Source organism: Pinisolibacter sp. DMC100, assembly GCF_056313705.1.
In genome coordinates this window covers 814,352-828,520 of record NZ_JBQUZT010000002.1, presented here as the reverse complement: position 1 = coordinate 828,520, position 14,169 = coordinate 814,352, and the positions used below count along the sequence as shown (strand labels likewise).

The window sequence follows — 14,169 nt, the reverse complement described above, 5'->3', positions numbered from 1 at the left end:
GTTTCGGGCGGGAGCGCCCGCTCAGCCGGCATCACTGCGTGCGTCGAGCGCGTCGCGCAGACCGTCGCCGATGAAGTTGAAGGCGGTGACCGCCATGGTGATGGCGACGCCCGGCACGACGGCGAGCCAGGGCGCGCCGGCGAGATACTGCTGGGCTCCGTTGAGCATGTTGCCCCAGCTCGGCACCGGCGGCTGGATGCCGTAGCCGAGGAAGCTGACGTAGGCCTCGAGCAGGATCGCGCGGGCGATCGTCAGTGTCGCCGCGACGATGATCGGGCCGGCGACGTTGGGCAGCAGTTCGCGGAACATGATCCAGCGGTTCGACAGCCCGAGCATGCGGGCGGCGAGCACGAAGTCGCGGTCGCGCAGCGAGCGCACTTCCGCCTCGACGATGCGGGCGACCTCCATCCAGCTGGTCAGGGCGATGATGACGGTGATCATCGCCGGGCTCGGCTTGATGAAGGCCGCGAGGGCGAGCAGCAGGAAGATGCTCGGAAACGACAGGATCGCATCGACGAACCGCATCAGGACGGTGCCGACGAAGCCGCCGCGATAGCCGGCGGTCACGCCGACGATCGAGCCGATCGCCGTGCTCATCAGCATCGCCATGAACCCCACCAGCAGCGAGATGCGTCCGGCCATGAACAGGCGCGCGGCGAGATCGCGGCCGAGCGGGTCCGTGCCGAACACGTGGGCGCCGGTCATCGGCGGCGCGAAACGGGCGCGCAGGTCGATGTGGAGATCGTCGAAGGGCAGCAGCAGCGGCCCGAAGACACAGGCGACGATCAGGACGAGGATCATCCCGACCCCGATCAGTGCCAGACGATGGCGTGAGAAACGGCGCACCGAGCGATGGCGCCACCACCGTTCGGGCGGCATCCGGTCGGGCGCGGGATCATCGGGCATGACGCTGGCGACACTCATGGGGCGCTCCTATCCGAGCCGGATGCGGGGATCGACGAAGGCGACCAGAAGGTCGGCGATCAGGCTCCCGAGAAGCACGAGGACGGCCGAGAACATGAGCAGCCCCATGACCACCGGGTAGTCGCTGTAGCCGAGGCTGTCGAGGAAGAGCCGCCCCATGCCGGGCCAGGTGAAGACGGTCTCGGTCACCAGCGCGCCGCCCAGCATCGCCGGCAGCTGCATGCCGGCGAGCGTGATCATCGGCAGCAGCGCGTTGCCGATCACGTGACGCCGCAACACGACGGCGGGCGCCAGACCCTTGGCCCTGGCCGTGCGCACGAAGTCCTGGTTGATCACCTCGAGCGTGGCGGCGCGCATGTAGCGGCTCCAGATCGCCACGTCGACGAGACCGAGCACGCTCGCCGGCAGGATCAGGTGACGGACATGGTCGAGCACCGAGCCGTCGCCGACCGTGTACATGTTGCCGGCCGGCAGCCAGGCGAGTTCGACCGAGAACAGGTAGATCGCGACGAGGCCGAACCAGAAGGTCGGGATCGACAGGGCGATCATGGCGCCGACGGTCACGGCATAGTCGAAGACCGAGTTGCGATGGATCGCCCCCTTGATGCCGGCGAAGACGCCGACCGTCAGCGAGATGGTGGTCGCGGTCACCATCAGCAGCAGCGTCGCGGGGAGATGGTCGAAGACGACCTGCATCACCGGGCGATTGTCGCGATACGACCGCCCCCAGTCGCCCTGCAGCATGTGGAGCAGCCAGTCGAGATACTGGACCGGCAGCGGGCGATCGAGCCCCATCTGCGCGGCGATCCGCTTCATCTCCGCCTGGGTCATGCCCGGCGTCAGCGCGAACTGAGACAGCGGGCCGCCCGGCGCGAGATGCAGCAGTGCGAAGCCGATCATCGACACCAGAAAGAGCAGGATCAGGCTCTGCCAGAGCCGACCGGCGAGATAGCGCAACATGACGGCCTCCGTCCTCGGCCTGGATCTCGGGGCTCCCGCGATCTGCGATCGCAGGGAGCGATGGCCTCGTCCCTCGCCACCGGGCAGGCCCCCGCCGCCCGGTCACCTCACCCTGAGACGCGCGGCGCGGCGGGCGGCGAGGTCGTGGGTGCCGGTTCGGCGCTCACGACGAGGGGCGGGTCACGAACGGGACCAGTCGCCGATGTTCCAGGTGTCGATCCGGGTGTTGACGTTGGCCTTGAAGCCCTCCACGCCCTTGGCGCGGCCGCGCACCGTCGCGTACTGGAACATCGGCAGGAACGGCAGGTCGGCGCGCATGATCTCCTGGATCTTCAGGTAGGCGGCCTTGCGCTCCTCGGGCTTGAAGCTCGAGGCGCCCTGCGCCAGCAGCTTGTCGACCTCGGGATTGGCATATTGCCAGGTGTTCTGGCCCGCCCCGCCCTTGCCGGCGCTCGACGTCGACAGGAAGTAGTCCGAGGTATCGGGATCGCCGGAGACGAAATCGAGGCCGACGATGACCGAATCGAACTTCGACAGCATCCAGTAGTCGCCCCACATCACGGCCGGCGGCAGATTGGAGATCGTCATCTCGATCCCGATCGACTTCAGGTTCTGCTGGATGAACTGCTGGACCTGTTCCCGGATGTGGTTGCCGGCGGTGGTGGAGTTGGTGAAGGCGAGCTTCACCCCACCCTTGGCGCGGATGCCGTCGGCGCCGACCTTCCAACCGGCGTCGTCGAGCAGCTTCTTGGCCTTGTCGAGGCTGAACTCGTGCTTGGGCAGGTTCGGATTGTAGTAGAACGACTCCTGCGGCATGTAGGTCTCGGTCGGGCGCGGCAGGCCGTAGTAGAGCGCCTCGATGATCGTCGCCTTGTCGAGCGCATGGTAGAGCGCCCGGCGCACCGCCGCGTCCTTGAACTGCGGCCGTTCCATGTTGAAGGTGAAGGATTCGACCGTCGACCCCGGGACGACCTGAACGATCTTGCCGGGCAGCGTCTTGGCCTCGGCATAGTGATCCGGGGTGATCCACTGCAGGCCGGACACGTCGACGTCGCCGGTCTTGAACTGGGTATAGAGGACGGTCAGATCGGGGATGTACTTGTAGATCACCTTCTCCAGATGCGGGCCGGCGCCGAAATAGTCGGTGTTGGCGGCGAGCAGGATGTGGTCGCCGGCGACACGCTCCGACCACTTGTACGGTCCGGTGCCGATCGGCGCGTTGTTGAACGGCGCGTTGTTCTTGTCGGCGACGCCGGCGAAGGCGTGCTTCGGCGTGATGAAGGTCGAGGCGAGGATCGAGGCATAGGGCGCATAGGGCTTCTCGAGCCGCCACGTGATCTCCGTCGGCGAGACGACGGTCAGATCGCGCACCAGATCATGGCCGGCGCGGCGCCAACTGCGGAAGGCCGGATCGACCAGCAGTTCGAGCGTGAACTTGACGTCCTCGGCGGTGAAGGGCTTGCCGTCGTGCCACTTGACGCCGTCGCGCAACTTGACGCGCCAGGACAGACCGTCGGCCGAGATGCCGCCGTTCTCCACCGTCGGCACTTCCGCGGCCAGCGCCGGCGTGAACTTGCCCGTCTCGTCGATGCCGAACAGCGGATCGAAGATGCTGAAGTGAATGCCTTCGTCGACCTCGATGTGCGGCATGTGCGGGTTGAACACCGTCGGCTCCTGCGAGAAGGCGACGGTCAGCTGGCCCTTGACGGCCTTCGCCGCCGCCCAGACGACGGTGTCGGACAACGCGACGCCGGCGGCGGTGCCGCCGAGAAGGGCGAGGGCCTGGCGGCGGGAGAGGGGGGCGAACCTGTCGGTCATGCGTAGGAACTCCTCTGTCTGTCGTCTCGTCGGCGAGCGTGGCGGGTGAGCGGAACGGCGCCGCGGCGCCGCCCCGGATGTCGATCAGAAACCGCTGATCGGCCGGACCTTCGATCCGTCGGTGAAGCGGGAGAACCGGAAATCCCTCGGATCGACCAGAGGCGCACGGCCGATCACCAGATCGGCCATGAGGCGGCCCGCGGCCGGACCGATGCCGAAACCGTGGCCGGAGAAGCCGGTCGCGATGTGGAAGCCGGGTATGGCGTCGACGGCCGAGATCACCGGCACGGCATCCGGCGTCACGTCGATGTATCCGGCCCAGGCCTGCGCGGCCTTGGCGCCCTCGAACACCGGATAGGCCCGTTTCAGCGCCCGCATCGCCTTGTCGACGACCCGTTGCGACGGCGTCGGATCGAGCACGCGGCAGGCCTCGAAGGGCGACGCCCCGTCCATCGACCAGTCCCGCGACTGGCGCGCCTCCTCCAGGAAGCGGGGGCCGACGCGGAACGACAGCGCGCGCCATTCCTGGGCCAGCGCCGGCAGAAAGGCGCGGGCGTAGCGGAAGGACTTGGGAACGATGTCGACGATGTTGGTCCGCCCGGATGCGATCGTGTAGCCGCCGTCCTGACGCTTGCGGAACGCGAAGTCGTCGTCCCACAGGGCGTAGTCCGGGCCGCCTTCGAAGGGTTCGGTGCGAATGACCGAGTTCATGACCTTGAGCTGGGGGAGGTCGATGCCGAACCGGCCGCAGAACAGGTTCGACCAGGCGCCGCCGGCGAGGACGACGGAACTGCAGGCGATGGACCCGCGTTCGGTGACGACGCCGGAGATGCGCCCGCCCGCCGTCTCGATGCCGCGGACCGCGCATTCGGTGAGGATCGCCGCGCCGCGATCCCGCGCCGCCTCGGCGATCGCCGGCGCCGCCTTCTGCGGTTCGGCCCGACCGTCCATCGGGGCGTAGAGCGCCCCCTTGGTCTTCAGCCGGGTGCCGGGATACAGGGCCTCGAACTCCTTGGCGTCGAGCATCCGCATCCCGACCTGATAACGCGCGACGTTCTGGTCGATCCAACGCTCCATCTCGGCGCGGTAGGCGTCGGTGGCGCAGGAGAAGGCGATGCCGGACCGGGTGTAGCCGGTGTCGCGGCCGATCCGTTGATCGAGCCCGGCCCAGATCCGCAGGGCCTCGACCATCAGCGGCACTTCGCGGGGGTCGCGGCGGGCGAGGCGGACCCAGCCCCAGTTGCGGCTCGACTGTTCCTGTCCGATGCCGCCCTTCTCGCAGAGGGCGACGACGAGGCCCGCCTCCGCGAGTTCGAGCGCAGTCGAGGTTCCGATGATGCCGCCGCCGATGACGACGACGTCGACCTTCTTCGGCAGGGCATCATCCCCCTTCACCGGGACGACCTGGGGACCGGGCATGTCAGAACGACTCCTCGAGCTGGCAGTTGAGGGCGAACTCGGCGACGCTCGCTTCGTTCGGCAGATCCAAGAGCATGGCGACGACGCGGGCGAGATCGGCCGGGTTCGTCATCTCGTCGTCCGCCCGCGACGACAGGGTCCTCGCCATGTCGGTCGACACGAAACCGGGACAGACGGCGGTGGCGCGGATGCCGAGGTCCCAGCCGGTGTGGCGAATGCCGTGGGCGAGCGCGACGGCGGCGAATTTCGACAGCGAATAGAGCGACGCGGCGGGCGACTTCACGCGCTTGCCGGACAGCGAGGCGATCACCACCACCCGCCCGCGCCCGGAGGCGCCGAGCGGCGCCCAGGCCGCCTTGGCGAGCCGGCGCGGCGCCTTCACGTTGACCTCCAGCATCGCGTCGAGGTCGGCGTCGTCGGCCTCGATCACCGTCTTCGGGATCATGACGCCCGCATTGGCGACGAGGGCGTCGACCACCCCGAAGCGCGCGAGGGTCGCCGCGACCCAGGTCTCCTCGCCCGCCTCGCTCGCGTCGTAGGCGTGAACGAGCGTGCGGTCCGGATCGAGTTCGGAGGCGAGCTCCGGCCGGCGCATCCCCAGCGAGAGGCGCCACCCTCGCGTGGAGAGCTCGCGAGCGATCGCGGCACCGATGCCGCGGTTCGCTCCCGAAATCATGGCGACGCGCGCTTCCGTCATCACGTCTTCCTTTCCGATCGCACTCAGTCGAGGCCGGCGATCCGGCGGTAGGTCCGCCGCAGCATGTCGAGGAGCAGCTGCTTCTCCGCCTCGGGTACGCCGGCGAAGAAGTCTTCCGACTGTTTGGTGACCCGGGCGCGCACCTCCACGGCGAGAGCGGCGCCCTCGGGCGTGATGTGGAGTTCCTGGACCCGGCTGTCCTCGGCCGAGGTCTCCCGCCGCACCAGGCCGGCGGCGACCATCTGGTCGACGATCCGACCCATGGCGGAGCGGTCCTTGAGCGTCAGCTGCGCCAGGTGGGAGGAGCGGATGCCGGGATGGGAATCGACCAGGAGCAGCGTCGAGATCTTGCCCGTCCCCTTCGCCACCTCGAGACCGTGGAGCCTCTCGTCGAGATCGCGGGACACGGCGATGTTGATCGAACGGATGTAGAAGCTCAGCGTTCCCTCCAGAACGTCGAGATCGATTTCGTCTATCGAGACTGGTGGCTTGTTCTTGTCGCTCATTTTGCTTCGAAAATTTCCAGGCACGAGTTTTCGCGGCACGCGAAGCGGGCTCCGCGCGAGTGAAGGCTGCACATCTGGGTACGTCTCTATGTAACAGTGCTTATAGTTTGCAGGATGGTGGATATTTGCAACCATTTTTTTGACGCTGGCGAATAATTTTCAGCCACTGGAATATCTGCTTAATATTGCGCCATATGCACAGCACCCGTGCCGCTCTGGTGAGCGACACGGGTGCTGCGAGGTCGACGGCGATCGTGGTTTCGAGGGGAGGGCCGTCTCAGGCGGCGGGCTCCCAGCGTCGCCCGGGAATGGCGGCGACGAGCTGGCGCGTATAGGGGTGCGTCGGCGCGAGGAAGATCTGGTCGGGGGTGCCGAGTTCGACCAGGCGACCGCGGTGCATGACCGCGATCTCGTCGGAAATCCGGCTGGCGACGCGCAGGTCGTGAGTGATGAAGATCATCGACACGCCGGTCTCGCGCCGGATCTCGTCGAGCAGGTCGAGGATCTGGGCCTGGATGGACACGTCGAGCGCGGAGACGGACTCGTCGGCGACGAGCAGCACCGGATCGAGCATGAGCGCACGGGCGATCCCGATCCTCTGGCGTTGGCCACCGGAGAACTCGTGGGGGAACCGGTCGTAGCTGCCGGCCCCGAGCCCCACCCGCTCGAGCAGGCGCAGGGCCTTGGCGCGCGCCTCCTTCGCGCTCACACCGTGGGACACCGGCCCGGCGGTGAGGATCCGGCCGATCGTCCGCCGCGGATTGAGCGAGGCGAACGGATCCTGGAAGATCATCTGCACATAGGGACGCAACGCGCGGAACTCGGTTTCCGCCATGGCCGCGATGTCACGACCGTCGAAGAGGATGCGACCGGCGTCCGCATCGATCAGCTTGAGCAGAACGCGCCCCAGCGTCGATTTTCCCGAGCCGGACTCGCCGACGACCCCGAGCGTCCGGCCCTTTTCGAGCGAAAAGCCGACGTCGTCGAGCGCGCAGACCTCGCGGGAGCGGCCGAAGAGACCCTGCGAGACCCTGAACGTCTTGCGGAGTCCCTCGACCTCCAACACCTTGACCCTGTGCGTCGAGGTCTCCGCGCGGCCCGTCTCCAGCCTGGGCACGGCGGCGATCAGGCGCTGCGTATAGGGATGGCTCGGCGACGAGAGCACCTGTTCGGTCGGCCCGGCCTCGACCATCCGGCCCTTCTCCATCACCACGACGCGGTCGGCGATGTCGGCGACCACGCCGAAATCGTGGGTGATGAACAGGACGCTCATGTTCTTGCGGCGCTGGATCTTGCGGATCAGCTCCAGGATCTGCGCCTGGGTCGTGACGTCGAGGGCGGTCGTCGGCTCGTCGGCGATCAGGACGTCCGGATCGAGCGCCAGAGCCATGGCGATCATCACCCGCTGGCGTTGGCCGCCGGAGAGCCGGAACGGATACTGGTGCCGGATCCGCTCCGGGTCGGGCAGACCGACCTCCTCGATCAGGGCCGTGACCCGGCCGGCGCGGCTCTCCGCCGTTCCCACCCCATGGGCTTCCATGACCTCGGCGATCTGCCGGCCGATCGTCATCAACGGATTGAGCGCGGAGAGCGGATCCTGGAACACCATGCCGATCGAGCGTCCGCGCAGCTTCTGCAACACGTCGTCCGCCTCGCCGACGAGATCGTGCCCCTGGAAACGGATCGCGCCGCCGACGACGCTCATCGACTTCGGCAGAAGCCCCATGATCGCGGACGCCGTCACCGACTTGCCCGATCCGGACTCGCCGATGATGCACAGGATCTCTCCGCTCGCGAGGTCGAAGGAGACCTCTTCGACCGCATGCCGGCGTTCCATCTCGCGCGGCAGCGCGACGGTCAGATTCTCGATCGACAGAACTGTGGATCGCGTCATGGACGGTGTCTCCCTCTCTTCCGAAAGCGGCATGCCGGACCGACGGACGACCGGGCCGTCCGTCGACCGACCCGCGGAGCTTAGCAAGAACCCTGCCGTGCCCCGAACGTCGGATCGGGCCCGCAGGCCGAAGGACCCGGCGGCCGGGAAGCCGGCCCCGGATCGCCGGCACCGCCTCGCGCCGCATCTCCGATCTGCTCGGCGCCGAACGTACCGCGAAGTGACGGCACGGACCCGTGCGGGCCTCGGTCCCGGTCGTCGGGGACGACGACCGGGACGTCGTCGTCAGGACCGGGCGCCCAGCAACTGGCGATAGCGGATCTGGTCGGCGACCACGGCGGCGACCAGGAGAAGGCCGATCAGCACCATCTGCATGTAGGAGCCGATCTGGGCGAGGTTCATGCCGTTCTGCACCAGGACGATGAAGAAGGCGCCGAGGACGACGTTCTCGACCCGCCCCATGCCGCCGCGCAGCGACACGCCGCCGATGACGCAGGCCGCGATCGACTCGAGCGCGATGGTGCCACCGAGGTTCGATTCCCCCGATTCCACCCGCGCCGTCAGCAGGAGGCCGGCGATCGAGGCGAGGAACGAGCACAGGCAGTAGGCGACGATCAGCGTCCGCGTCACGTCGATGCCCGACAGACGCGCCGCCTTGGCGTTGCCGCCGATCGCCAGGATGTGACGGCCCACCCGGCCGCGCTGGACGAAGACCCAGACCGCCGCGATGCAGACGATCGCCACCAGCACCGGCACCGGCAGCCCGAGCACCCGGCCGAAGCCGAACGTGTCGGCGAATTCCGGCGGCAGCCCGGAGATCGGCACGCCGCCGGTCAGGAACAGCGACGCGCCGGCGCCGATCGACTGCACGCCGAGCGTCATGATGAAGGGCGAGACGCCGAACTTGGCGACGCCGACGCCGTTGACGATGCCGAGCACCAGTGCCGCGGCGATGCCGGCGACCGCGCCGAGGGCGATCGCCACGCCGACCGCGTCCGGAAAGAAGGCCGCGACCCGGACCATCACCATCGCCGAGACCACCGAGGTCAGGGCGATCGCCGTGCCGACGGCGAGGTCGAAGCCGGCGGTCATCAGCACCAGCATCTGCCCGAGCGACACCAGGATCAGATAGACCGACTGCCGCGCGACGTTGACGAGATTGTCGACCCCGAGGAACTGCGGCGAGGCGAGCGAGAAGACGACGAGCGCGATCGCCAGGAAGAACGGCAGCACGCCGACGGCGAGGAACAGGCTGCGCACCGGTGCGATCAGGGACGGTCCCAGCGGCGGGCGGTCATCGATGATGGGGCTCATGCGGGGGTCCTTTCGTTGTCGAAGAAATGGCGCAGCACTTCGGTCTCCGAGATCGCGTCGCCCTCGAGTTCCGCGGTGATGCGGCCGTCGGCGAAGACCAGCAGGCGGTGCGACAGGTTCATCACCTCGTTGAGGTCGGAGGAGACGACGATCACCGCCTTGCCGGCGCGGACGAGGCCGTCGATCAGCCGGTAGAGCTGGGCGCGGGTGCCCATGTCGACGCCGACGGTCGGTTCGTCGAAGACGTAGACGTCGAAGTCGCGGCCGAGACCCTTGCCGAACAGCACCTTCTGCTGGTTGCCGCCGGAGAGTTGCGAGACGAGGCGCGGCAGGTGGCGGCGGGCGACCTCGACCCGGTCGGCGATCGCCCGGGCGACGCGGCGGGCCGCGCCGATCGACACCAGACCGAGCGGGCGGACGACCTCTTCCGCCTCGAGCAGGCCGAAGACCAGATTGTCCTCGACCGAGGCGGCGAGCTGCAGCCCGTCCTCCTTGCGGTCGGGGGGAAGGTAGTGGAGCCCGGCCTCGACCAGATCGGCGACCGAGCCGGCGGAGACGTCGCGCGCGCCGAGGGCGATGCGGCCGGCCTTCTTCGGCACGAGGCCGAGCACCGCCTGCCACAGTTCCGACTTGCCGGAGCCGACCAGCCCCGCCATGCCGAGCACTTCGCCGGCCCGCGCGGTGAAGGAGACGCCGTCGACCGAACGGGCGACGAGACCCTCGACCTCGAGGCGCACCGCGCCGGGATGGCGCGGGATGTCGGGATAGATCTCGCCGACCGCGCGCCCGGCCATCAGCTCGAGCAGGGTCTCCTCGGTGACGCCCGCCGCCGGCACGGTGGCGCAGAGGCGGCCGTCGCGCAGCACGGTGATGCGGTCGGCGATGCGGGCGAACTCGTGGATGCGATGGGAGATGTAGACGATGCCGATGCCGTCCGCCTTCAGCGCCTCGACCACGCCGAAGAGGTGGTCGGTTTCCTTGTCGGAGAGCGAGGCGGTCGGCTCGTCGAGGATCAGCACCGAGAGATCCGAGCGCAGCGACTTGGCGATCTCCACCATCTGCTGCTCGGCCCGCGACAGGCCGGCGACGACCGCATCGGGATCGATGGCGAAGTCGAGCCGGGCGAGCAGTTCGACGGCGCGGCGGCGCTGCGCGGCGCGGTCGACGAAGGGGCCGGCGCCCAACTCGTCGCCGAGGAACATGTTCTCGGCCACCGTCAGGGTCGGCACCAGCGAGAATTCCTGGAAGACGGCGGAGATGCCGGCGGCGCGCGCGTCGCGGACGGAGGTGAAGGCGACCGGTTCGCCGTCGCGCAGCACCGTGCCTTCGCTCGGCGTGGTGACGCCGGCGAGGATCGAGATCAGCGTCGACTTGCCGGCGCCGTTCTCGCCGAAGAGGACGTGGACCTCTCCGGGCCGGACGGAGAAGTCGACGCCGTCGAGCGCCACCACGCCGGGCCAGCGTTTGGTCAGTCGGAGCGCTTCCACCAGCGGCGGGCGGCCGAAGTCGGTCATCGTCGTCTCCCGGGGCGTGGTCGAAAGGGGGGCGGCCGGCGCCGGGTGGCGCCGGCCGGAGGGCGGGATCAGTCGACCTTGAAGACCGGCTGGAACGACTTCGGCGGCAGGATGTTCTCGCGGGCCACCGACTTGAGCGAGGCGGCGTCGACGGCGAAGATCTTCGGGCCGACGTGCTTGACGACCTCCTTGCCTTCCAGGATGCGGACCGCCTGATCGATGGCGATACGGCCCTGGATGACCATGCTGTCGGCGGGGGCGGCGGTGATGAAGCCGCGCTCGATGCCTTCGTAGACGCCGGGCGTCATGTAGAAGGCGAGGAGGCCGAGCTTGCCCTTGAGGCCGCGCTCGCGCACCAGACCCTGAGCGGCCTCGGCGGTCACGGCAGTGCCGGCGACATAGGCGATGTCGGGGTTCGACTGCAGCACGTCCTCGACCAGCTTCAGCTGGGCTTCCTTGCCGGTGTCGCCGTACTTCGGATCGAGCACGGTGAGCGCCGAGCCCTTGGTCGCCTCGAGGAAGCCCTTGTTGGCCGCCTCGACCCAGCCGGCACCGGCCGGACCCGGGAACCAGCCGACCTTGGCGGGCTTGCCGCCGGCCGGATGCAGCTTGGCGAGATAGGCGCCGGTCTGGAAGCCCATCGTGTAGAAGGAGACGAGCGACTTCGCCGCCACGTCGGGCGAGTTGATGCCGTTGACGAGGTCGACGACCGGCACGTTCTTCTTCTTCAGCTCGCCCACCACCGAGGCGAGACCGTCGGCGGAGATGGCGCCGATCGCCACCGCCTGGGCGCCGTTGGCGACGCAGTCCTCGATCTGCGAGATCTGCTTGGCGAGTTCGGTGTAGCCGCCGGCCTCGACGACGACGAGCTTGACGCCGAGGCGCTTGGCCTCCTCGACCACGCCGTAGTCGACGCCGAGCCAATAGGCGTCCTTCATGTGCGGGAAGGAGACGCAGATCTTCCAGGGCTTCGAGGCCTTGGCGAGCGGCTCGTAGGAGATCGGCTCGGCCTTGCTGTCGGCGGCGAAGGGCGGGACGACCTTCTCGGCCGGATAGGGGAACCAGGGCGCGTCGGCGGCGCGCACCAGCGTGGCGGAGGCGAGGGTCGCCGCGAGGGACGCGGCCATCAGAGACGGAATGCGACGCATGGTTCCGGTATCCTCTCGGTTGCTGGCGAGCAGAGGGGAGGGTTCGGAGAAGCCGTCGGCTTCTCCGTCTTTCGGTCTGGGATGGGGAAGGCGGACCTTCCGGGAGGCGACGAGGGACGCGACCTCAGGCGAGGGCGCGGCGGATCTCGTCGAGCGCACCGCGTCGGTCACGGCGGGCGGCGAGCGCCGCCGTCATGTCGACGGGAACGAAGCGGGTCTGGGTGTTGGGCTGCAGCTGGCCGATCAGGTCCATGTCGGCGGAGATCACCGTGCCGACCATGAAGTAGCCGCCGCCCGACACCGCGTCGCGATGCAGCACGATCGGCTCGAGACCGCCGGGGATCTGGATCGAGCCGTAGGGATAGCAGCAGTCGACCACGTTGGAGGGATCCGAGCCCGCGCCGAAGGGCGGGTCGCGATCGACGAAGCTCATCTTGCGACCGCCGCGGAAGCGATAGCCGATGCGATCGGCCTCCGGCGCCACCTTCCAGGTGTCGGCGAAGACGGTCGCGCCGGCCTCCTCGGTCAGGCGGTGCCAGTAGAGCCCGGGGATCATGCGCAGCTCCGCCGTCTTCGGCAGCGGCCGGCGCAGTTCGGGGGCGAGGCTGCGTCCCTCGGCGACGGTCTTCTCCGGCGTACCGATCGGCAGGACGTCGCCGGCCTCGAGCTTGCGACCCTGATGGCCGCCGAGCGCGCCGAGCGTGTAGGTCGAGCGGCTGCCGAGCACCACCGGCACGTCGATGCCGCCGGCGACCGCCAGATAGGCCCGCGCTCCCGCCTTCAGGAAGTCGAAGGTGAGCGTCTGGCCGGCCTCGACGCGGAAGGCGGTCCAGGTCGGGCGCGCCGCGCCGTCGACCTTCGGCGGCAATTCGGCGCCGGTCACCGCAACGAGGGCGGCTTGCGTGAAGCGCAGCTCCGGGCCGAGGAAGGTGATCTCCAGCGTTGCGGCGCCTTCGTCGTTGCCGACGAGGAGGTTGGCGGCACGCAGCGACTGCCGGTCCATCGCACCCGAGACCGGGATGCCGAGATGGTACCAACCGGGGCGACCGAGGTCCTGGACCGTGGTCGAAAGGCCGGGTTTGACGACCGCGATGGTCATTGCAGCGCCTCCTGGAGCTTGGCGGTGGTGGCGGCGGGATCGGCGTGGAAGGCGTCGAGCGAGAAGGTGACCGGCCGGATCAGCGGGTGGTAGCGGCCGGCGTCGACCTCGGCGACGGCCTGGTCGTATTCCTCGCGGCCGACCGAGCGGAACTGCACGATGTCGCCCGGCAGGAAGAAGGTCATCATCTCCTTGAGATAGCCGATCTCCTGCCTGGGGTCGTAGATCGGCATCGGGGTGATGCCGAACATCTGGTAGCCGCCGGCGCCGCGAACCGAATAGATGCAGCCGAAGCAGCCGCCGTGACCGACCGTGAGACGCGGCGTGTCGGTGCGGGGGCGCAGATACTTCGGCACCTCGATCTGCTTCGCCCGTTCGACCATCTGGTACATGAACGGCAGACCGGCGACGAAGCCGACCATCGACACGAACCACGGCGCGCCGGAATGGGCGGCGACGAACTCCGGCACGCCGGCGTAGCCGTTGATCGCGGCGGCATATTCGAGGTCGGTCTTGCTCGGGTCCTGATGCCGCTCGCGGAAACGCATCAGCGTCTCGTGCGTCCACGGGTCGTCGTAGAAGACCGGGATCTCGACGATGCGGGTCTTCAGCACGTGGTCGGACTTCTCGGCCACGGCCTCGAGCGCCTTCACCTCGGCGAAGAGATCGTCGGGGGCGATGAGATCGGGGTCGAACTTCACCTGCATCGAGGCGTTGGCCGGGCAGATCTCGGTGACGCCGCGAATGCCGGCCTCCTTGACCGCGTTGCACATCGACAGGCTCTTGAAGAAGGCGTCGAGCGACATGGCTTCGTCGATCTCGACGAAGAGATGCTCGTCGCCTCCGAAGGAGTAGCGCGTCTTCATGGGTCTCTCC

At 68.5% G+C, this 14,169-nt stretch carries 12 protein-coding genes; all 12 read right to left on the bottom strand.

All coding sequences use genetic code 11. The annotated features are described in order from the left end of the window. Positions 1-21: 21 nt before the first annotated feature. Complete coding sequence (locus ACT541_RS12665; protein WP_476137380.1) at positions 22-924, bottom strand: ABC transporter permease; 903 nt, start codon at positions 922-924, stop codon at positions 22-24. Between the two features lie 9 nt (positions 925-933). After that, a complete protein-coding gene (locus tag ACT541_RS12660) occupies positions 934-1,884 on the bottom strand; it encodes an ABC transporter permease (RefSeq protein ID WP_476137378.1) in 951 nt (316 codons plus the stop codon). A 180-nt stretch (positions 1,885-2,064) separates the two neighbouring features. Continuing rightward, the gene (locus ACT541_RS12655; RefSeq protein WP_476137376.1) at positions 2,065-3,702 is read right to left on the bottom strand and encodes a peptide ABC transporter substrate-binding protein; all 1,638 of its coding nucleotides are present in this window, start codon (positions 3,700-3,702) and stop codon (positions 2,065-2,067) included. 84 nt (positions 3,703-3,786) lie between these two features. Next, positions 3,787-5,121 (bottom strand): NAD(P)/FAD-dependent oxidoreductase, encoded by a 1,335-nt coding sequence (locus ACT541_RS12650; protein WP_476137374.1) that lies wholly within the window; start codon positions 5,119-5,121, stop codon positions 3,787-3,789. A 1-nt stretch (position 5,122) separates the two neighbouring features. Continuing rightward, entirely contained in the window at positions 5,123-5,818 is a 696-nt protein-coding gene (locus ACT541_RS12645; RefSeq protein WP_476137372.1) for an SDR family NAD(P)-dependent oxidoreductase, read from the bottom strand. Between the two features lie 23 nt (positions 5,819-5,841). Continuing rightward, positions 5,842-6,324 (bottom strand): MarR family winged helix-turn-helix transcriptional regulator, encoded by a 483-nt coding sequence (locus ACT541_RS12640; RefSeq protein WP_476137370.1) that lies wholly within the window; start codon positions 6,322-6,324, stop codon positions 5,842-5,844. A 277-nt stretch (positions 6,325-6,601) separates the two neighbouring features. Then, on the bottom strand, positions 6,602-8,218 hold the full coding sequence (locus ACT541_RS12635; protein WP_476137368.1) for an ABC transporter ATP-binding protein: 1,617 nt from the start codon (positions 8,216-8,218) through the stop codon (positions 6,602-6,604). 285 nt (positions 8,219-8,503) lie between these two features. Further along, the gene (locus ACT541_RS12630) at positions 8,504-9,532 is read right to left on the bottom strand and encodes an ABC transporter permease (RefSeq protein WP_476137366.1); all 1,029 of its coding nucleotides are present in this window, start codon (positions 9,530-9,532) and stop codon (positions 8,504-8,506) included. Next, positions 9,529-11,046 carry a sugar ABC transporter ATP-binding protein gene (locus ACT541_RS12625; protein WP_476137365.1) on the bottom strand — a complete coding sequence of 506 codons (1,518 nt, stop codon included), beginning with the start codon at positions 11,044-11,046 and terminating at the stop codon, positions 9,529-9,531. The genes ACT541_RS12630 and ACT541_RS12625 overlap by 4 nt, the downstream gene beginning before the upstream one ends. Positions 11,047-11,114: 68 nt before the next feature. Continuing rightward, positions 11,115-12,194: a TMAO reductase system periplasmic protein TorT gene (gene torT / locus ACT541_RS12620; RefSeq protein ID WP_476137363.1), complete on the bottom strand. Its 1,080-nt coding sequence runs from the start codon at positions 12,192-12,194 to the stop codon at positions 11,115-11,117. 124 nt (positions 12,195-12,318) lie between these two features. After that, positions 12,319-13,293: a 5-oxoprolinase subunit C family protein gene (locus ACT541_RS12615; RefSeq protein ID WP_476137361.1), complete on the bottom strand. Its 975-nt coding sequence runs from the start codon at positions 13,291-13,293 to the stop codon at positions 12,319-12,321. Continuing rightward, complete coding sequence (locus ACT541_RS12610) at positions 13,290-14,159, bottom strand: 5-oxoprolinase subunit B family protein (RefSeq protein ID WP_476137359.1); 870 nt, start codon at positions 14,157-14,159, stop codon at positions 13,290-13,292. Before ACT541_RS12610 ends, ACT541_RS12615 begins: the two co-directional genes overlap by 4 nt. Positions 14,160-14,169 lie beyond the last annotated feature (10 nt).